Here is a 19,018-nt window from a genome sequence, read left to right as displayed (position 1 = left end):
TTGACGTACACGGCGGGCTTTGTCGTTAGTGGGAAACGATTTTACTGAGTGACTGTTTCCTGCTCAGTAACAGCCAGCTTGCCCGCCTGCTTTTTTTCAAAGCGGGAGATCCACCACCATGCAATGGCAGAGAAGACCGCAGTCATGAATACATTGATGAAGAACGCGCGGACCAGGTTAACACCCGTTGGGAAGGCTGATGCGGTCATGCTCACCACGAAGATAACGATAAGTACCGACACAATTGCCATACCGACTTTGCGCGAGCCCATGCGGAAATCGCGAGGGGTGTCATCGTATTTCCAGCGGAACACAAAGTAGGCCGCCATGATGAAGATTGGCGGTAGCATTGCGGTACCGGCTGTCAGGTTGATGGCTTGGTTCATCATGTCCTGTACCGACTCAGAGCCGAAGCCGTTGACGATAAGCATCACAAATACGAAGGCAAACTGCCACCATGCGGCGCGCACAGGTACACCGTGTTCGTTAAGCTCAGTGGTTTTCTCGCCGTAGACGCCTTTAGGGATTTCAGAGAAGTGGATTTTTACCGGAGCTGCGGTCCACATCATCATCGAGCCGAACATGGCGATGAACAGAACGATACCGACAAAGCGGCCAACCAGAGACTGGGAAATCTCGAAGTAGTTCGCCATACCGGTAAAGATTTCGACCATACCGCCGGCGTAGGTCAGATCTTCACGGGCGACGAAGACGTTGACCAGCAATGAGCCCACAGCGTACATCGCGCCGATTGCGATACCCGCGGCAATGATGACTTTGATGAATGACTTGTGGCCGCCTTTCACGTCGTTGAGGTAGGCTGCCGCTGTTTCAGCGCCGCCTGCTGCCTGGAAGATCCAGCACATAATACCCAGCGTTGCCCAGTTGATGGTCGGGCTCATGGCTTCCATGGTGATTGGCTGGGCTGGCGTATAGTCGCCGCTCAGTGCCATTAAAGCACCAAGCACATAGATGCCGAACAACGCGAATACGCCGTAGGCCACTATCTCGGAGATTTTACCCAGCCAAGACGCCCCTTTGGTGGAGATGTGGGTAGCCGCCGCAAACAAAACGATTGATATTAGCGAGGTGACCATTGGCGAGAAGGTGTATTCGTAACCCAGCATAGCGTAGGACGCATAGGCGATAACGTTCGGTAGTAGCGATACGAACCAGAACAGGTTAACGAACCAGTAAAGGAAAGAGCCAAGGTAAGCTGCTTTGGTGCCCAGAGGTTTTTTCAGCCAGTCGTACATTCCCGACTCGGAGTTCTTATTGGCCGATACAAACTCGGCAATAATGAACACGAACGGGATAAAGTAGACCACGGTAGCCAGCAAGAAAATGGGCGCGGAGCTCAAGCCGAGCTCGATGTTGTTGTTTACGATGTTGCGCACGTTGAAAACTGCCGCAAAGGTCATCGATAGCAACGCAAATTTGCCAATCGTGCCGCGTAAGGATTCAGACATTGTGTCCTCCGTTATTTTGTGTCTGTTAGGACTGATGTTGTGTGGTTATACCCAAGTAACCTGGAGGTGTCCGACGGTTACTTGGGTATAACAGCACTTGGTTGCGAAGTCCAATTAGTTATCTGTTGCCTTTGCCTTGCTTGGCAGAGAAAGCACAATGGGCTTCCTCTGCCATTTGATTTTGGGGTTACTCCGTGGCTAATGTCGGTGCGGCTTCTTTCATCCGCTCTTCATCACCAAGGGACTTCTCGTACTGGCTGTACTTCCACCAGGCAAAGCCAAGGAAGATCACGATGCCGCCCACGTTGTAGAAAATGATGGTCATGATGTCTGCGCCGGTCGGGAAGGTAGACGCGAGGAATCCGATCGAGAAGATACCGATCAGAACCGACACCACGGCGATACCTAATTTGCGCGAGCCCATCTTGAAGTCACGCTCCAGGTGGTCGAGCTTGAGGCGCAGGTTGAGGTAGGCCAGCATGATGAATAGCGGTGGCAGCATTGAAGCCGCAGCGGTCATGTTGATCACGGTATTCATCAGGTCTTGCGCCGTATCCGAGCCCAGTGTAGGGATCACCATCAGCGGGAAGACAATGGCGTATTGCACCCATGCCGCGCGGGCAGGCACACCGTTTTCGTTCAGCTCGACGGTCTTCTTGCCGAAGATGCCTTCAGGGATTTCAGAGAAGAAGATTTTTACCGGGGTCGCCGTCCACATCAGCAGCGAGCCAAACATCGCGGTGAAGGACACCAAGCCGACAAAGCGGTTCATCAGGATTTCCGGCAGACCGAAGTAACTGGCCATACCCTCGAACACCTGCACCGAGCCGCCGGTGTATTTCAGCGCGTCGCTTGATACGAACACGTTGATCAGGATAGAAGCCACGGAATACAGGGCACCGATGATAATGCCCGCCACGATAATCACCTTGACGAAAGACTTGGAGCCGCCTTTGACGTCGTTAACGTAAACCGCGACGGATTCGGCACCACCGGCTGCCATGAAGATCCAGGTGGTAATACCGAGGAAGGCCCAGCTGAATTCCGGGATCATTGCCTCAACAGTGATAGGATCAGCAGGTTGTACCCCCCCGATCAGTGCGGCGCCCGACAGCAGGATGTAGGACATGGTCAGCAGCAGCATCAGGGAGGACGTCACAGAGGTGATGGGACCTAACATCTTCGCACCGTTGGTCGAAACGTAGGTGGCGAAGGCGAACAGGATCATACTCAGCGCCGTGGTAGTAAACGGCGTCAGGATGTATTCGTAACCGAGGAAGGCATACGACGCATAGGCGATTACCCTTGGCAGCAGCGACGTAAAGAAGAACAGGTTAACGAACCAGTAGGTATAGGCCGAGATGAACGCCCAGCGGCCACCCAGCGAGCTTTTCACCCAGGCATAGACCCCAGCCTCTGAATCTTTGTTGAGCGAAACAAATTCCGCGATGATCAGGCAGAACGGAATGAAGTAAAACAGCGTGGCCAGGAAGAACATCGGCGCTGAGGCCAAGCCAATCTCAATGTTGTTGTTGATGACATTGTTGAAGCTGAACACTGCCGCAAATGTCAGGGAGAGCAAGCCAAATTTGCCTATCGTATTACGTTTTGTATCAGACATTTTAATCTCCGAAGAGTCACGTTATATCTAGGGTATTGGAAGGGCTGCCGGCCGAGGCCGGGCCCTTCTGTTATTATTTTTTTGAATGTCTTGTTTACTTGTTAAGGAAGTAGCCATCTTCGATGGTCACTTTCAGCACGACCTTGCGTACCCGGTTGTCACCGTGGAAGCGATACGCTTTGTGGTTGTCGCAAATCGCCACTTGGCCTTCGTACAGCTCGCGGGTTTCGCCGGCACCTTGCAGGTATTCGCGGTCGGTTTCGTCGCGGTAGGCCTCCACCACGTCAAGCTCTGACTTGTCAGCGAACTCAACGGTTTCACGGCCTTCCAGGTAGTAGTGCACATCGAAGTAACGGCGGTTGCCTTCGAAGGTGCCGGTGTTGCGGGCAACACCGTCTTCAATCATGTAAACCAGCGAATCGCCGATGGAGTGCATTACGCCATCTTTGATATTGGCGATGTTTTCAATCGCTTCGACACAGCGATTCCATTTACGGCCATCGCGGTATACCTCTTTGAATTGCTCTAGGCTCTCTAGCACGATCATGATTGTCGCCTCGTTTACTGGTTGTCTTGGGTTGATGGAGCGGTGAAAAAGCCGTTGCCGAAGTCATGGCCTGCCATGGCTTGCGCGCTGCAATCACCGGCTTGCAGTGGCATCAGGGTGAGGCCGTAGCGGAACTCATCCATGTAGACACGGTAAGAGTCGAGCACTTCGCTACCCCACGAGTTGGAGCCGAGGCCCATCAACTTGTGGTCAAGGTTCAGGGTGATATAGCCGCTCTTGACCAGCTCGATAGTGTGCTGGGCTTCATGCAGGTTCTGGTTGGTGTAGAACCATGCACTGAAATTGATTTCCTGCTGCGGCTTGACCAACAGGCCGGCACCGTGACGGTTGGTCAGGGCTGCCCAGCGAACATGCTGGCGGTTACCGTTGTTTTGCGGGAACGGGTAATTCTCGAACATGTCGGCAACGGTGCTCTGGTAGATATCAATCAGGTTGGCCTGCTTGCTGTCCTGGTAGTTTTCTTCCGGGCCGCGGCCGTAGTACTTCACCTGGTCGAAGTCGCTGTTGATCCCCAAGTCGAGACCGATAACCGGAATGACATGCGGGTAGTCGCCGTAGCGCTCGCCGCTCAGTTCAATATTGAGCTGGCCTGCGGCGTTGATCTGGTAGCGGTACTGGCAGCGCATGCCGAAATCAAACACCGGCGGAGCAATGATGCTGGTGGTGGTGATGTCAACGGCGTCGGCGTTTTTAACCACGTTGATACTACGGAAGTGCTCCTGCATAATTTGCAGGTGGGCTGGCTCCCACAGGCCTTCGTGCTCTTGCTTGTGGTTGTCGATCATCGGCTTGAAGAAGTTCAGCTTAGGCTCTGACTTGATCAGCTCTTCACCGTTGACCACCCACGAGGTCAGCTTGCCGTTGATCTTCGAGAAGGTCAGCGCAAAGTTGTTGCCGGAGATCACTGTGTTCAGGCGGCTCTCTTCCACCATCAGCGGTGTGGCGTTGTGATTGATAAAGCGCGCTTCGGTCGCGGTGTTTTCTTTAAGCGGGTACTGGTAAACCGCAATTTCGTGGTTGGCAGCGCTGTACAGCGTGCGGCTGTCTTTGCGCACCGTGAAGTTGATGAACACTTCACGCTCGTCCAGCTCTGGGATAGCAATCGTGATTTCGCGGCTTGTGTTGGCAGCAAGATCTTCAACTTTGAACTGCACGGTGCGCAGGGTTTCGCCCTCGGCGCGGATATCGGCGGTGATGGTGTAGTCGTTCAGATCGGAGAACCACAGTTTGTTCTCGACCAGGAACTTGCCAGCCTGTTCGTCGATAGCACGGATCTTCACCGGTGCGATCACTTGCTTGTACTCTTTCAGGCCTGGGCCCGGGGTCTGGTCTGGGTAGATCAGGCCATCCATGCAGAAGTTGTAGTTGTTCGGGTAGTCGCCGTAGTCGCCGCCGTACTTGTAGAACTCGGTGCCGTTTTCGTCACGGGCCAGAATGCCGTGATCACACCATTCCCACACGTAATGTCCCTGGATATGGTCGTGCTGGTAGAACACGTTTTGGTATTCGGTCAGGCCGCCCGGGCCGTTACCCATGGCATGGGCATACTCACAGATGATGCGAGGCTTCTCGTGCGGGTGCTCGCCGAAGTAGTTCATCAACTGGGCGCGGGAGTACATGGTTGAAATCACATCAACCACTTCTGCGTCGCGATCTTCTTCGTAGTGCACCAAACGGGTGTCATCAATCGCCTTGGTGGCGCTATACATAGCGCGGATGTTGCAGCCGTAGCCAGACTCGTTACCCAGTGACCACATGATGATTGAAGGGTGGTTCTTCTGGGCGTGGACATGGCGCACTGCACGGTCTACGAAGACGGTCTCCCACTCGGCATCATCGGTGATTCGGCTCAGGTCGCCGACATTGGCAAAGCCATGGGTTTCGACATCGGCCTCAGCCATGACGAACAGGCCGTAAATGTCACACAGCTCGTAGAAGCGCGGGTCGTTAGGGTAGTGCGCGGTACGGACCGAGTTGATGTTGTGCTGTTTCATCAGGATCAGATCTTTTTCGATGCGATCCATACCGACAGCACGGCCTTTGAGGTGGTCGTTGTCGTGACGGTTGACGCCATGCAGCATGACGTATTGGTTGTTGATGTAGAACAGGCCGTCGCGCACTTTGATGTCACGGAAGCCGACACGCTGTGGGATGATTTCCAGGGTGTTGCCCTGATTGTCCTTAAGCGTCAGGATCAGCTGGTAAAGGTAAGGATTTTCGGCTGTCCAGTGAGTCGGGTTATCGAGCTCAATGGCAAATTGTGTCTGTGCCTGTACCTGTGAATTGGCATCGATAGTCAGCTCAGGGCATGCGCCCTCGGCAATGATCTGGCCCTTGTCATACAGCGCGTAATCCAACATAAGGCCTGATGCCTGAGTTGCAGACAGGTTTTCGAGCTCGACTGCGCAAGATAGCGTTGCTTGCTGGTAGTTCTCTGCAAAATCAGTGCGAACCGTGAAGTCCTGGACATGCACCAGCTCTTTGCCGACAAGGTACACATCGCGGAAGATCCCGGCTGTCCACCACATGTCCTGATCTTCAATGTAGGTGGAATCAGCCCACTGCATCACACGTACCGAAAGCAGGTTGTCGCCTTGCTTAACGTATTGGCTGATGTCGAACTCGGCGGTCAGGCGGCTGCCTTTGCTAAAGCCGACGTATTCGCCGTTTACGTACACTTCGAAGTAGGTTTCGACGCCGTCGAACTTGATGATGGTCTGCTTGTCTTGCCAGTTTTCGCCCAGTGTGAAGGTACGCTGGTAAGCACCGGTTGGGTTATCGGTTGGGACGAACGGGACATCGATAGGGAAAGGGAAACCCTCGTCGGTGTATTGCAGATCGCCATGGCCTTCCATCTGCCACATGTTAGGGACAGTGATGTGGCCCCAGTCAGCCATTGGCTGGGAGTAAAACGCCTCTGGCACCAACAGCGGGTGGGTAAAGTATTGGAACTGCCACTGGCCGCTGAGCAGCATGTAGTGGCTGCTTAGCTCTCGCTGGAAAGTCTGTGCGCTGGAGAGGGAGTTGTACGAGAAGAAGTATGCACGTGGTGCAAGTCGGTTCTCATGTAGGTGAAGGAAGTTTTCCCAGTTGTTCACGAAATGCCTCCGGTTCGATACCGATGTATTTTTTGCCATGACCAGGATGTTGGCCAGGTAACTTGGGAATCAGTTTAGTAAAAGTTTTACTAAATTGAATCGGTAAAACTTCGATGCTTTAACTTGATCACGGTTTTAACTGTTGGTTCGCTCAATAGTGTGATGGTGATTAAGAAAATTGACAGAGAAGCGGTTTTACCTAGCAGAGTGAGTGGGAGAGGGGACTGACTGGTGGGCAGGCTTTGAAGAGCGATACAAAAAAAGCGCTGTATATCAGCGCCTTATAAGATATTAAGCCGTAATGTAAAAGCTATAAATCACTTCGTGGTATCGCGCAACTTGAGCTTGCTTGGCACATACACTTGCAGCGGTAATGTCCTGCCGTCGCGGATTTTTTCAACCAGCAAGTTAACCCCTTGAATACCCATCATTTCAGAGTGGATACGAACCGTAGACAGTGACGGGAAGGTAAACTTCGCGGTTGGGATATCATTGACACTGATTAGGGCAATATCGTCAGGGATCTTAAGGCCGTGCTCGTGAATTGCCCGTAATACCCCGATGGCGATGGAATCTGAAGCCACAAACAAGGCCGACGGATAATCACCGGTCGCAAGCATTTTTATTGCTAACTTGTAGCCGGATGAGCTGGAGAAGTCGCCGCGGTAGATATCCTTGCTGGAGACGACGCCTTTAAGCTGGCCGTATTCCGCAAAGGCTTCTTCGCGAATATCGGCCACATCCGGTAGATCCTGCCCGCCAATAAAGCCAATTCGCTGGTAGCCCTGTTCGATGAAAAAGTCGGTGATTTCCTTGCTGACCCTTGCCAGGTCAATATCGACAGAGTCATAAGGTGAGTGGGGATCACTGAAATCCACAAAGCAGATGTTGTCCGACAGCGTTTTTACTTTCTCGAGTACTTTCGAGCTGTTACGACCAACTAGAATAATGCCGCTAACCTTACCGTTTTCATTGGTAATTTCCCCGTTGTAACAGTTGGTTAGCTCAACGCCTAACTTGCCGCACTGGGTCTCAATACCATAGCGGATAGAGAGGTAATAGGGGTCGTTAACCTCAGCTTCTTGCTTGTAGTTATAGACAGCCAAGAAGTGCTGCTGTTGTTTTTTGCTGGTCGCCAGGGCCTTGGAGGTGCTGGTTTTGTATTCCAGCTTTTCAGCGATCTCGAGAATCCGGTGCTTGGTTTCTTCTTTAACGCTGAGAGTCGGGTCGTCGTTGAGAACGCGAGATACCGTCGCCAGAGATACGCCCGCTTCCGTCGCGATATCTTTCAGTGTCGCCATTTACTTGTATCCATTGGCAAGGCTCACTCACCGTGAGCGGTCTATCAATTGACTTATTGTAAACAAACTCGTTGGTGAAGTTCTACGTTTTACTAAAATCATTTCAAATAAACCGCGGGCGATACGGCTAAGTGGATGATTGATAACTGAGAGGTATTCAGCGGTGACATCGCATTTTTGATTATTACCAATGGGTATAATACGTTACCTAATAACCGACTTGATGGCACTGTGCGCGCATGGGTCAAAAAAAGAACGTGACTGCTTGCCATCTGCCTGGGTTCTGGTAAGTTAAAGGTGTTTTAGTAAAATTTACTTATAAGGAAATGCATCATGGAAACCATTGCTTACTCTGACTTCGCCAAACTGGAGATCCGAACCGGTAAGATCATCGAAGTGGCTCGTCACCAAAATGCCGACAAGCTGTATATTGTTCAAATCGATGTCGGCGAGCGAACGTTGCAGACCGTGACCAGCCTGGTGCCATACTACACGGAAGAAGAGTTGATGGGTAAGCAGGTGGTGGTATTGTGCAACTTGGCCAAAGCCAAGATGCGCGGTGAAACGTCTGAATGTATGCTGCTTTGTGCCGAAACCGATGATGAGTCGGAAAGTGTACTCCTGACCCCCGAGCGTGCGATGCCGGCGGGGGTCAAGATCGTCTAGGGAGCTCTCTCTGTATGTGGGCAGAAGCACGGATTGCTAAGTGGCTTATTCAAGATGCCGATAGGTGTAGGGCGCTGCAATGCGCTCGCCAGCTAAACCTGCCGCAATGCTACTTGGCAGCGGGGTTTGTCCGCAATCTGGTTTGGGATCACCTGCATGACTATAGCGAGCCTACACCGCTCAATGATGTCGATGTGGTGTATTTCGACCCCGATGAAGACGATCCCAATCAATATCTGTTTTATGAGCGTCAACTGACGCAGATGCTGCCGGATTGCCACTGGCAGGTGCGCAACCAAGCACGGATGCATCTGCGCAATGGCGACACCCCGTATTCCAGTACATTGGATGCGATGAGTTATTGGCCTGAAAAAGAGACGGCGGTAGGCGTTCGGCTTACCGGCGAGGGGGAGTATGAATGCATCGCGGCTTTTGGTTTTGAATCATTGTTTGAGTTGCAGCTTACCCCCAACCCCAAACGTCCGTATTCGCTTTTTACCGAACGGCTGAACGGCAAGAACTGGCTTGAACATTGGCCTAAACTGCAGGTGATGTAGGGGCTTGATCTAGCTCTTGTTCAAGGTACAGACAAAAAATCCCCTCAGCTGGCAACAGCAGTGAGGGGTTCCGAATCTAGTTAGGCGGTTAGCACAACTTTGCCGACAGCTTGCTTGGATTCCAAACGCTGGTGGCCCTGGGCAACGTCCCAAATACTGTACTGGCTGTCGTCAACCAGAGGTTTAATCTGTCCATCGTCGACCAGTTTGGCAATGTGGGCCAGGATTTCACCGTGCGCCTTGCGGTTGATGCCATAGACCAGAGGGATCGGCATCAGCACACTGTGGAAGCTCAATCCTTTCAGGGCGACCTGCAGCGGATCGCTGATTGGCAGGATGGTCGCGACCTTGCCGTTGTAGCGGGCTGCCTTGAAACTGTTCTGGATGTGGTCGCCGGCAATGGTGTCGAAGACGGCATCGAAGCCCAATCCGCCTGTGAGCTGCTCGGTGTAGGCTTCGACCGATTGCTGTTCGGCATTGATCACATGGTCGGCCCCCAATGTGCTGGCTGTGTCGAGGTTTTTCGCCAGTGAGGTGGTGGCGACGGTTGCCCCCAGCACTTTAGCCAGCTGCACCGCAACATGGCCGACACCGCCGGTTGCGCCGTGGATCAGTACATTGTCACCGGGTTTGATCATCATCTTGCTGACGAGTGCTTCCCAGGCGGTGATTGACACCAGTGGTAGTGCGGCCGTCTCGCGCATCGACAGCGTTTCGGGTTTGTGGGCCATCAAATCGGCATCGACCAGCATGTACTCGGCAAGTGCCCCGTTGGTGCCTGCGATACCGCCGGCGCAGCCATAGACTTCCTCGCCGACCTTGAACTGCTCAACGCCCTCGCCCACTTCGACGATGACCCCGGCGACATCACCGTGCAGGATCTCCGGTAGGTTGGCTGACCATGGCGTCTCCGTCGAGCGAAGCATGGTATCAAGCGGATTGACACTGGTTGCCTTTACCTCGACCACCAAATGGCCTGCTTTTGCCTTGGGCCTATCACGCTCGACCTGTCGGAATACATTGGCATCGCCCAGTGAATCAATAATCATCGCTTTCATTGTTTAACCCTCGTTTGTTGAAGCGGGGCCAGTCTATTGATTGCGTTAACTGCAATCCATGCATTAAAAGACAAGTATATTTTGTCTTTTATGCAAAATATGCTTAGGTAGAATACTGCTCCGTGATTGGAGGTAAAGATGATCAAACGACTGCAATATTTTAATGCCGTGGTGGAAACCGGCAGTATTTCTGAAACCAGCCGGGTGTTTGATGTCCAGCCTTCTTCGGTTTCCCGCCAATTGGCGGCGCTGGAGGAGGAACTTGGGGTTCGGCTGATTAACCGCAATACCCGAACGGTATCGCTCACCGAAGCCGGGCAGACCTTTTACAGTTATTCTCAGCATATTGTTGCCAGTCTCGATGAAGCGCGCAGGACCATCAATGATCTGCAGGATATCCCGAAGGGCAAGCTGGTGGTCAGTGCCACGGTGGGGTATGGCGAAGTGGTCCTTCTGCCATTGATCAACGAGTTCCGTCGGCGCTATCCCGAGGTGGATATCCGCATCGAGTTGAGCGAGCGGGTGAAAGATCTCATTGAAGACAATATTGATGTGGCGATCCGAAGCGGGGAGCTGGCAGACTCTTCGCTGGTCGCCAGGAAGCTGCAGAACAATGATTTTATTCTCTGTGCCAGCCCCGAGTACCTCGAGCTGGCACCAGAACTGAACTGTCCGCAGGATTTAACGGAGCACCACTGTATTCGATACGGCTATGCCGGATGGCAGCATTGGTATTTGATCGGCGAAGAGCTGGAGAAGTTGTCTATTGGCGGTGGGCTAGAGGTCAATACGGTTAACGGTCAGAAACAACTGTTGCTCAGCCATTGCGGGATTGCGCTCATTCCCCTTTGGGCTGTTGCCAGCGAGCTGGCAGATGGCCGCTTGCAACAGGTGCTGGCGGAATATCGCTTCAGTCCGCAGGCGACGCCAACGGCGACCTATGCCATCTATCTCAAGCGGGAGATGGTTCCACCCAAGGTGCGGGTGTTCATTGATTATCTGATCGAAAAGATACACGGCAACAAACAGGAGCTTTGAGCTCAGTGGCATTGGCTATACTCAGAAGGCATCATGAACACAACTGTTGAGGGTGATGAACCTATGGCTGCAGATTTTGACTCCATGCTCCCTGAGCTGAAAGAATTTACGATTCCGGATACGCCGTTCAAAGTCGTTGATCCGACCGGGTTGCCAGATGACACCCGCAAAGCATTTGATGATTTTCTGGCGGGCTCGACCTTGCCTCAAGCATTTTGTGCCTATAGCCACGATTACTCGCAGTTTTGCAAAATGGTCCGAAATGGCGATATCAATATTGGCTAGCAACTGTGCCACGGGACGGGGTAAGAAAAAGGCCGCGGGTGCGGCCTTTTTGTTTGGTGTTAATCTATGTCTATGTCTATGGCTTATAGAGAAAATGTCACGCCGATGGTTCGGCCCGGTTCAACGATGATGTTGTTGATCGAGTCGTAGATTTCAAAGCCTGACCCATTCGCTTCTTCCGTGTCGTGCTGGGCGGTACAGGTATAGCCGACGGCATACTCTCCGGCATACACATCACTGAAGCTGAATTGTGCCTGCATACCCGATGGGTCTTCAACCAGAGGAACTGCAACTGCAGCCAACTCTACTGGGCGGCGTTCGCCTTCATTACCGATTCTCGGATCGTGGAAGCCTAGCATCTGGCTTTGCTCGGTAGCGCCTCGATACAGGTAAACCGCGTCCACAGCATCTAAGTTGTTGTCGTGACACACGCTTTGGATGGTGTCGATGTCAATGGTACCGCGGATATGGCCTAGTCGCGGGGCGATATCATCGACATGGACGATTTCGAAATCTTTGTTGCCGAGGAAGCGCCAGTCATGGTTTTTATTGTACTGAAGGGTTTCTTCCAAGTTAAACCAGAATGCCAGGTTGTTGTAGCCTTTTTGTACCGTAAACGGCTGGCTGACCAGACGGCCGGTTGGGCGGGCATTTTGCGGCGGCTTGGCACCGGCACACGAACCCTGGCTTGGTGTGGTTAGGTAAAGATAGCTACCGTCGATATCACGGACGTGTGAGTCATAGTCAACTTCTACCTGCGTACCACTTTCGTATTTACCATTGATATACAGGCACATCTCATAGTCACCCGGCGATAGTTTCAAGTCTTGGAAAAGCGGGTAGGCATTGTCACCGTTGGCATTCATGACATCGATCATGCGTAGCTCATTGGCTTCTTGCTCGAAAGTGATGTGGTACGCCTCGCACTCCCCGGTCTGATCGCAGGTGGCGTCGTCACCGCCGTTGCCGTTGACTTTTTTCAGGTAGACATAATTGAAGGCGATGACGGCTTCGTCAATGTCATCGAGACATTTGCCGTGATTGCAGTTTGTACTGCTGTAATCACTTGTCTCAATTAGGCTTTTGCTGGCGCTTGCCGGGGAGCTGAGCTGATTGATCACGCCAAAGTTCAAGGTGGCGTCTGTTGGCCCCGGTACGTTTCCGCCATTGTCATTATTGTCGGAGCCACAGCCAACAAGGATGCTGCTCAGTACCAAAGGTAGGAGTAACTTATTGCTTTTCATGATAAATCCTGCCGAAACTATTTTGGCGGAATATATAGAATGGTGCAGATAGGTATGTCATCAGATTGTCAGACGCACTAGGCTTGGGTAGGTTTTCACAAAATGGGGAACTATCGGCATAAATTATGCTGGATATAAGCCGTGTACTTCTAACTTCTCTGTAAAGGAGAAAATAATGAAACTGTCCAGTATTGATATGCCAGCCGTCCATGAGTTGCAGGCGCTTGGTTATACCAAGTCAGAGTGCATTACTATTATTGAGCGTGAGATATACCGCCTGAGCTCAACAGATCGTTCATATATCGATGCAATGTGCGATAGCCAACAGTTGAGAAAAGATGAGGCGCTAGACAAAGTGCGTAGAATGAAACGCACGCGCTTCTTCCAGTATATCCAATGCTTTGTTTTTCTTTGAAAATCGCTAATGAAGTATTATCGCCATTTATTCCTCCCAAATTGATTCCCATATTGCAAATGTAGATACCCAGCAATAAAGATATAGGCTGGGTATCAGTGACTATACTCTCAACACGTTTGATATGTGATTGAAGAGGTATTCCATGACTTTCCTGATATCTTGGCAGCTTTATCAAGGGCGGTTGCATCCTGTGCTGGCGCACTTTTCCAAACTGACAGAAGAGCAAGACAAGGCACTGATGGGGCCGGATATCAAGTTGGTTGGCCGCTGGCATGACTTGGTCAGTGGCACGGGCGTGTGTATCGTAGAATCTGACAGTATCGAGGCCGTGACCGCTTATGCGTTGAAGTGGAACAGTGAAATGGAGATCACGGTGCAGCCTGTGGTTGATGACGCCATGGCCCGAGAAATGGGTGAAAGGCTTTCGTTGTAATCTTTAATTAAGAACAAAGCCTGATATAAACCGCGCCTTCCTCATTCCGCTTTAGGTGATGTGATGACTTGGTGGAAAGAGGAAGGCTGAAGGATGGCCCGGAGTGCTGTTCTTTCTTGTATTGCAGAATCTTCTCCTGAAGCGCTTACCTTGCAGCATTCGCGAAATTTCCCCCTATACATCCTCACAATGACTTTAGAACCTAAAGTCATCCCTTGAGCAGAAAACCATGGTCGTTTAGATTACGTATTGTGGTAAAAGCGTTTTGTTGGAGGCTCCCCATGAATCGGGTACACCCTAAATCCCTTTATGGAAGCAAATGGACCAAAGTGGAAGTCGAAGGGCGAGAGAAGCATTTTATGGTGATCGATGTGGAATATGACGACAACCAAAAAGTCGTCTACTGCCTAATTCAAGCGGTGATCAATCATCGAATGTTTGAGCTTGATTGGCGTGAGCTCAAAGATAGCAGCCGCTGGATAATGGGCTGGAAGTAATTCTCATCGTCAGGATTAAACATCTGAATTGTCGCTCTGTGAGATTGGTTATATAACGCGCATTCTTTTCTAATTTTGTGAAAACGTGATGCAGAAGTTAATCGATGCGCTGGCGACCCAGGGATATTTTGTTTGGGATGACTTTCTCTCCCCTGAGCAAGTGAGTGAGCTCAAATTGTGTTTGCCGGAGCAATGGACCCAAGCCCGAATTGGCCGTAACGATGAAGTGGCTCGTGAATCATCGATTCGTAGTGACAAAATTCATTGGCTAGCGGCAGATCAAGGTATCGCGGTACAAGATTACCTGGAGCGTATGGAAGTTATCCGCCGAGAGGTCAACCAGCACTTTTTTCTCGGCCTATTTGAATATGAAGCCCATTTTGCCAAGTATGAAAAAGGTGACTTCTACCAGAAGCATTTAGACTGTTTTCGTGGCAATGAGAATCGCCGCTTAACGACAGTGTTCTATATGAATGACAGCTGGGATGAACAGGATGGTGGCGAGCTGGTGGTCTATGACTTGGATGACAAGGAATTGATGAAGCTAGCGCCTAAATCAGGCCGCCTGTTTGTGTTCCTGTCCGAGCAGTTTCCTCATGAGGTACTGCCGACCAATGTCGAGCGCTTCAGTATCGCGGGGTGGTTTCGCACCAACGGCGTGAAAAATAACATGCTCGATATCGCGCAGTAATGTCTTTAGCCATACCCTGAGATAACAGGGTATGGCTATTTATTTCATAGCAAATTCAGCCCAAACGCCGTTTTTACTTTATCGAGTGTTTGTTGCGATTCTTCCTTCGCTTGCTCGGTTCCTTTCTTTAACACCTCTGTCAGATATCCTTTATCTGCAATTAATGCCGTCACTTTACAATGTAAATTTCCTTTGTCCCCCGCTTGCGGGGGACTAGAAACAAGCGAGTTATTTTTCCTGGTTAGCCTGTTCGATGAGCCGTGTGCGCTCGTTGGTGCCCCGGTTGCGGATCTCATGCATGACAAAGATCAGCGGGTCTCGGGTCCAAGGCTGGCCTGACTCCTTGTCGTAGTCGTTCGGCAGCTCGATCCCCTCGGGGGCATAGGCATCGATACCGGCATCCTTTGAGGTGTTGATAGTGCGCAGGCTGTGCTCATAGAAACCGACCACAACGGCTTTACCGAGTTTATCAGTTCCTCCGGCCAGTTTAACTATCTCTTCGGCAACGCCAATCGTACTGAGGTAGATGATGGTGCCGTCAGCGCCCACTTTGGGATAGATGGCAGTGAGATCCTTTTCATCAATACGATCTCCAATTTCCTGGGCAATTTCCCACTGGGCATATACCGGCTTGCCGGTTTGCTTGTAAATCTCCACAACCGTATCTGCCAGCGCTTTGTTCATCGGACCGGGCGACTGGTTGCCATTTTCGGCAATTCGGTTACCAAAGGCATAGGCAATAATACTGTCTGCTTGATCAAGCGATAGGGGTTCCCCTTGCCAGGTCAGTAGGTTTTTCATAATAAAGTCAGCTGTGTGGGCTGCTACTTTCTCATCTTTTAATTGTTCGGTTAATTTTGCTTCTATCGCTGCTTGTAAATCGGCGTCCGATAATTGTTGTGCGATGACCGCGGGGGAAATGAAAGCAATGGTTGAAATTGCAAGCACGGCTGATTTAGCAATTATGTTCATGTTCATTCCTACCATTTGTCTGGGGATAGATTTTAACTGCAAACTAAAGGCTAGCATTAATTGGGTTTTCGGCGACTTTGTTGGCTATTTGGCAAAGTAGATGTCGGTGCTGTTCTTCTGCCATGCCCTTGATTCTGTGCGACAGATCTGAGAACTGATAATCGGTTGTAAGCATTTTTTCTCTTTGGGCTTTGTTAACTATACTCAAAGGTACGGTTTTTAAGTGTCTGAAATTAATAGCCAATATAAAAGTGTTCTTTTGGTACTTGAACCGAGCGTCGTTTTGAAAGGAGATTGAAATGCGGTTAGCAATGGCAGTGGGAATAGCATTGGCTTCATCAGTGGTTGTGGCAGAAGGTGACAATGTTGAGGTTGGGCAGGCCCCAACAGAGCAGCAGCCTCTTTTTCTTTCAAACGGCTCGCAAGAGCAACCCTCTTACACCTCCCATTATTCGAGTGCTCCCTATACCAATACTACTTGGGAGCAGGTGCCACGTGATGCCTCAGTATATGACTCGCCGTATAACGTCGCTTTATTTTCGGGAGAGAATGGCGAGGACAAGGCGCGTATGTGGTCACAAACCAAATCAATTTTTTGGTATGGCGTGGGGGTGGCTGGTTTTATTGCACTGTTACCGGAAGATATCTCGAACTGGGATACTAGCGACGACCGCTTGCTGGAAAAATGGTGGAACAATGTCAAAGACGGTCCGGTATGGGATAGGGATGTGTGGTATATCAACTATATCGGCCACCCCTACTTTGGTGGGGTGTATTACCAGATCGCGAGGAAGTCGGGATACCGGCAATGGGATGCTTTTGTCTATTCCTTCATGATGTCGACCTTCTATTGGGAATATGGTGTAGAGGCTTTTGCCGAGATCCCTGCCGTGCAGGATCTTGTTGTTACTCCGGTGCTGGGATGGGTATACGGTGAATGGGCTTTCCACAAAGAGCGCGAGATTATTCAGGGCGGGGGGAAAGTCTGGGATTCCGAATGGATGGGAAGTACTGCCCTGTTCTTGCTCGATCCGGTTGATAGCCTGGGGCGCGGCGTAAACCACCTGATGGGGCGTGATGTGGTGAAGGCGGGGACGGGATATATTGGCTATCAGGATGTTGCACTGCCTAACGGCCAGACAGATACCCAGTTCAATGTGAATATGAACTTCCAGTTCGGTGAGGGGGAAACTAGCCCGGCAATGCGCCGCAGTTATACCCGGGTTCGCAACGTCACAACTCATGATCCTGTAGATTACGGTATCGTCGGTATCTCGGTTGGTGGTCGTTATCTGGATTTGGATGATGAGTGGGGGATCGAAAATAGCTGGGCACCGATGATCACTCTGGGTGTGTACTACACGCCATCACTATCATCTCGCTTGCAATATACCCGTATCGACACCGACAGTAAAACAACGGGTGAAAGCATCACCTATGAAAATTACAGCTTCGATTTCCAATATTATTTCCTTACTGATGACGATTTACGTCCTTATATCAATGCTGGGATCGGCGAAACCCTGCTGGAAAAAGATAGAGATACCACCACATTCCAAGTGAATGGCGGGCTTGGCTTACACTATAAACTAAACAGTAATTGGGCGCTGCAGGCCGACTGGGTTCATTTCTACAGCGGCAAACTCTCAACCAACGATGACTTATTTTCAGGCCAGCTAGTTTATCGTTTTGGCCGAGGTGAGCGGTGGTGATAAGCCGTAAGAATAAGCATTTTTCCATTTTTTTTATGCCTAATTGACTGAGTTCTCAAAGTGATCTTTTTCTGCTCATAATTTATCCGTTCGCGATATTAATCACGGTTTTTATCGCTTGAGACTAGATACTAATTTCGAATAACAACAATTACTTGAAATTAGATAGTGGTGCGATCATGAAAAAAGGAATTATCAGTTTACTTTCCCTTTCGGTCTTAATTGGACTCAGTGGCTGTAACAGCGACTCTGGATCCGAATCCATCGACTACGGCAAGAAGGCGACCGGCTATCTGGTCGATATCGCCGATGAAATCGAGGGTATTGGCGCGCGGGAAGCCAGCACGCCAGAGGAAGAGGCGATGGGCAACTGGCTGTACGACAAGTTAACCGGCTTTGGCTACGACGTTGAGGTTCAGCCTTTTACCTATCAAAAAGGCGATAAGCTACTTTCCTCGAAAAACTTTATTGTTGAGAAGCAAGGGGCGAGTGAGAAAACCATCGTTTTGGCCGCTCACTACGACTCCACCGGCTCTGATCACGGTTCACTGGGAGCGACCGATAATGGCGCTGGAGTTGCTGCTGCGGTGGCGATTGCCGAAAGCCTGATGCAAGAGTCTCTGCCTTATACTGTACGTATTCTGTTCCCCGGCGCGGAAGAAAACGGCCTCAACGGCTCGCTGCATTATGTTCGCCAGGCGTTGGACAACGACCAACTGGACAACGTCATTGCCATGATTAACTACGATACCGTCGGTGGTGGCGACTATGTTTATGTGCATGCTGCGCACTCGGATTATGCTGAGTATCAATCCACCTGTGAGAAGTTGGGCTTGGGTGAAGCAGACTACAATGCCCAACCCCATGTCCGGGATGCCATGCTACAGGCTTCAATCGCTGTCAAAGGCGAAGAGGGACAGTATACCGTTCACCCTGCTTTCCCGGGCTACCCAGAGGGGGAGACTGGGTCATGGTCTGATCATGCGGGCTTTGCCTGTGCCGGTATTCCGATTGCGTATGTTGAAGCGACCAACTTTGACATCAATGGTAAGTGGGGTTTCGACGGCTATTCGCAAACGGTTAACCCTGCAGCTTGGGACTGCTACGATGCCGAAAACAAAACTGCCTGTGATCGCGAGAATGAAACCCGATGGGGCAAGATTTGGCATACCGAGTTTGATCGTTTGGATAAATTGGAAGAGTTATTCCCGGGGCGGGTTGAGCAGCAATTGAGTGATAACGTGAATATTGTTTTGGAGCTAATGACATCAGCGGGTTATATCAGCGATAAATGAGAAATAAACGATAAAAAATACTTGTTTTACCTAGCCGAGGTTTATGGGTATAAATCGCAATGTACTTTTAAAGACAAACCCAAGGAACGCTAGGA

18 protein-coding genes are annotated in these 19,018 nt (G+C 50.8%); 10 read left to right on the top strand and 8 right to left on the bottom strand.

The annotated features are described in order from the left end of the window. Positions 1–41 precede the first annotated feature (41 nt). From C9J03_RS14865 to ebgR, 5 genes are all read right to left on the bottom strand, one after another. Entirely contained in the window at positions 42–1,469 is a 1,428-nt protein-coding gene (locus C9J03_RS14865; protein WP_044620553.1) for an amino acid permease, read from the bottom strand. Positions 1,470–1,656: 187 nt separating this feature from the next. Then, positions 1,657–3,090 carry an amino acid permease gene (locus C9J03_RS14860; protein WP_044620554.1) on the bottom strand — a complete coding sequence of 478 codons (1,434 nt, stop codon included), beginning with the start codon at positions 3,088–3,090 and terminating at the stop codon, positions 1,657–1,659. Positions 3,091–3,184: 94 nt separating this feature from the next. Further along, positions 3,185–3,637 carry a beta-galactosidase subunit beta gene (locus tag C9J03_RS14855; RefSeq protein WP_044620555.1) on the bottom strand — a complete coding sequence of 151 codons (453 nt, stop codon included), beginning with the start codon at positions 3,635–3,637 and terminating at the stop codon, positions 3,185–3,187. Positions 3,638–3,651: 14 nt separating this feature from the next. Beyond that, entirely contained in the window at positions 3,652–6,756 is a 3,105-nt protein-coding gene (gene ebgA / locus C9J03_RS14850) for a beta-galactosidase subunit alpha (protein WP_044620556.1), read from the bottom strand. Positions 6,757–7,073: 317 nt separating this feature from the next. Continuing rightward, positions 7,074–8,057 carry a transcriptional regulator EbgR gene (gene ebgR / locus C9J03_RS14845; protein ID WP_044620557.1) on the bottom strand — a complete coding sequence of 328 codons (984 nt, stop codon included), beginning with the start codon at positions 8,055–8,057 and terminating at the stop codon, positions 7,074–7,076. A gap of 333 nt (positions 8,058–8,390) precedes the next feature. Between ebgR and C9J03_RS14840 the strand changes: the two genes are divergently transcribed. Both C9J03_RS14840 and C9J03_RS14835 read left to right on the top strand, forming a co-directional pair. Next, positions 8,391–8,723, top strand: a complete 333-nt coding sequence (locus tag C9J03_RS14840; RefSeq protein WP_044620558.1) for a tRNA-binding protein — start codon at positions 8,391–8,393, stop codon at positions 8,721–8,723. Between the two features lie 14 nt (positions 8,724–8,737). Continuing rightward, positions 8,738–9,280, top strand: coding sequence for a nucleotidyltransferase family protein (locus C9J03_RS14835; RefSeq protein WP_044620559.1), 543 nt, complete (start codon positions 8,738–8,740; stop codon positions 9,278–9,280). A gap of 80 nt (positions 9,281–9,360) precedes the next feature. On the opposite strand, the gene C9J03_RS14830 is transcribed toward C9J03_RS14835, so the two are convergent. Next, a complete protein-coding gene (locus C9J03_RS14830) occupies positions 9,361–10,338 on the bottom strand; it encodes a zinc-dependent alcohol dehydrogenase family protein (RefSeq protein ID WP_044620560.1) in 978 nt (325 codons plus the stop codon). Positions 10,339–10,476: 138 nt separating this feature from the next. Here C9J03_RS14830 and C9J03_RS14825 point away from each other — a divergent pair, with 138 nt between their 5' ends. Beyond that, entirely contained in the window at positions 10,477–11,376 is a 900-nt protein-coding gene (locus C9J03_RS14825) for a LysR family transcriptional regulator (protein WP_044620561.1), read from the top strand. 33 nt (positions 11,377–11,409) lie between these two features. After that, positions 11,410–11,661, top strand: a complete 252-nt coding sequence (locus tag C9J03_RS14820; protein WP_231580610.1) for a hypothetical protein — start codon at positions 11,410–11,412, stop codon at positions 11,659–11,661. Positions 11,662–11,744: 83 nt separating this feature from the next. Here C9J03_RS14820 and C9J03_RS14815 read toward each other — a convergent pair whose 3' ends face one another. Next, on the bottom strand, positions 11,745–12,905 hold the full coding sequence (locus C9J03_RS14815) for a DUF4382 domain-containing protein (RefSeq protein ID WP_082060422.1): 1,161 nt from the start codon (positions 12,903–12,905) through the stop codon (positions 11,745–11,747). A 175-nt stretch (positions 12,906–13,080) separates the two neighbouring features. On the opposite strand from C9J03_RS14815, the gene C9J03_RS14810 reads away from it, so the two are divergent. From C9J03_RS14810 to C9J03_RS14795, 4 genes are all read left to right on the top strand, one after another. Further along, positions 13,081–13,320 carry a hypothetical protein gene (locus C9J03_RS14810; RefSeq protein WP_044620562.1) on the top strand — a complete coding sequence of 80 codons (240 nt, stop codon included), beginning with the start codon at positions 13,081–13,083 and terminating at the stop codon, positions 13,318–13,320. Between the two features lie 145 nt (positions 13,321–13,465). Continuing rightward, entirely contained in the window at positions 13,466–13,756 is a 291-nt protein-coding gene (locus C9J03_RS14805) for a DUF3303 domain-containing protein (protein WP_044620563.1), read from the top strand. Positions 13,757–14,037: 281 nt separating this feature from the next. Further along, entirely contained in the window at positions 14,038–14,253 is a 216-nt protein-coding gene (locus C9J03_RS14800; RefSeq protein ID WP_044620564.1) for a TIGR02450 family Trp-rich protein, read from the top strand. 88 nt (positions 14,254–14,341) lie between these two features. After that, positions 14,342–14,944 (top strand): 2OG-Fe(II) oxygenase, encoded by a 603-nt coding sequence (locus C9J03_RS14795; RefSeq protein WP_044620565.1) that lies wholly within the window; start codon positions 14,342–14,344, stop codon positions 14,942–14,944. A 228-nt stretch (positions 14,945–15,172) separates the two neighbouring features. Here the strand turns inward: C9J03_RS14795 and C9J03_RS14790 are convergent, their stop codons facing one another. Continuing rightward, positions 15,173–15,916: a hypothetical protein gene (locus C9J03_RS14790; protein ID WP_231580611.1), complete on the bottom strand. Its 744-nt coding sequence runs from the start codon at positions 15,914–15,916 to the stop codon at positions 15,173–15,175. Positions 15,917–16,215: 299 nt separating this feature from the next. Between C9J03_RS14790 and C9J03_RS14785 the strand changes: the two genes are divergently transcribed. Together C9J03_RS14785 and C9J03_RS14780 are read left to right on the top strand one after the other, a co-directional pair. After that, entirely contained in the window at positions 16,216–17,628 is a 1,413-nt protein-coding gene (locus C9J03_RS14785; RefSeq protein ID WP_231580612.1) for a DUF3943 domain-containing protein, read from the top strand. 179 nt (positions 17,629–17,807) lie between these two features. Beyond that, positions 17,808–18,923, top strand: a complete 1,116-nt coding sequence (locus C9J03_RS14780; protein WP_044620567.1) for a M28 family metallopeptidase — start codon at positions 17,808–17,810, stop codon at positions 18,921–18,923. Positions 18,924–19,018: the final 95 nt, after the last annotated feature.

The organism is Photobacterium gaetbulicola (assembly GCF_003025515.1).
Classification (GTDB): domain Bacteria; phylum Pseudomonadota; class Gammaproteobacteria; order Enterobacterales; family Vibrionaceae; genus Photobacterium; species Photobacterium gaetbulicola.
Note: the sequence above shows the minus strand (reverse complement) of the source record. Positions and strands in the feature narration are given on the sequence as shown.

Bases quoted from the DNA above. Each gene is read 5' to 3' on its own strand.
- C9J03_RS14865 (WP_044620553.1), bottom strand. From the start codon at position 1,469: ATGTCTGAATCCTTACGCGGCACGATTGGCAAATTTGCGTTGCTATCG.
- C9J03_RS14860 (WP_044620554.1), bottom strand. From the start codon at position 3,090: ATGTCTGATACAAAACGTAATACGATAGGCAAATTTGGCTTGCTCTCC.
- C9J03_RS14855 (WP_044620555.1), bottom strand. From the start codon at position 3,637: ATGATCGTGCTAGAGAGCCTAGAGCAATTCAAAGAGGTATACCGCGAT.
- ebgR (WP_044620557.1), bottom strand. From the start codon at position 8,057: ATGGCGACACTGAAAGATATCGCGACGGAAGCGGGCGTATCTCTGGCG.
- C9J03_RS14840 (WP_044620558.1), top strand. From the start codon at position 8,391: ATGGAAACCATTGCTTACTCTGACTTCGCCAAACTGGAGATCCGAACC.
- C9J03_RS14835 (WP_044620559.1), top strand. From the start codon at position 8,738: ATGTGGGCAGAAGCACGGATTGCTAAGTGGCTTATTCAAGATGCCGAT.
- C9J03_RS14830 (WP_044620560.1), bottom strand. From the start codon at position 10,338: ATGAAAGCGATGATTATTGATTCACTGGGCGATGCCAATGTATTCCGA.
- C9J03_RS14825 (WP_044620561.1), top strand. From the start codon at position 10,477: ATGATCAAACGACTGCAATATTTTAATGCCGTGGTGGAAACCGGCAGT.
- C9J03_RS14820 (WP_231580610.1), top strand. From the start codon at position 11,410: ATGAACACAACTGTTGAGGGTGATGAACCTATGGCTGCAGATTTTGAC.
- C9J03_RS14815 (WP_082060422.1), bottom strand. From the start codon at position 12,905: ATGAAAAGCAATAAGTTACTCCTACCTTTGGTACTGAGCAGCATCCTT.
- C9J03_RS14810 (WP_044620562.1), top strand. From the start codon at position 13,081: ATGAAACTGTCCAGTATTGATATGCCAGCCGTCCATGAGTTGCAGGCG.
- C9J03_RS14805 (WP_044620563.1), top strand. From the start codon at position 13,466: ATGACTTTCCTGATATCTTGGCAGCTTTATCAAGGGCGGTTGCATCCT.
- C9J03_RS14800 (WP_044620564.1), top strand. From the start codon at position 14,038: ATGAATCGGGTACACCCTAAATCCCTTTATGGAAGCAAATGGACCAAA.
- C9J03_RS14795 (WP_044620565.1), top strand. From the start codon at position 14,342: ATGCAGAAGTTAATCGATGCGCTGGCGACCCAGGGATATTTTGTTTGG.
- C9J03_RS14790 (WP_231580611.1), bottom strand. From the start codon at position 15,916: ATGAACATAATTGCTAAATCAGCCGTGCTTGCAATTTCAACCATTGCT.
- C9J03_RS14785 (WP_231580612.1), top strand. From the start codon at position 16,216: ATGCGGTTAGCAATGGCAGTGGGAATAGCATTGGCTTCATCAGTGGTT.
- C9J03_RS14780 (WP_044620567.1), top strand. From the start codon at position 17,808: ATGAAAAAAGGAATTATCAGTTTACTTTCCCTTTCGGTCTTAATTGGA.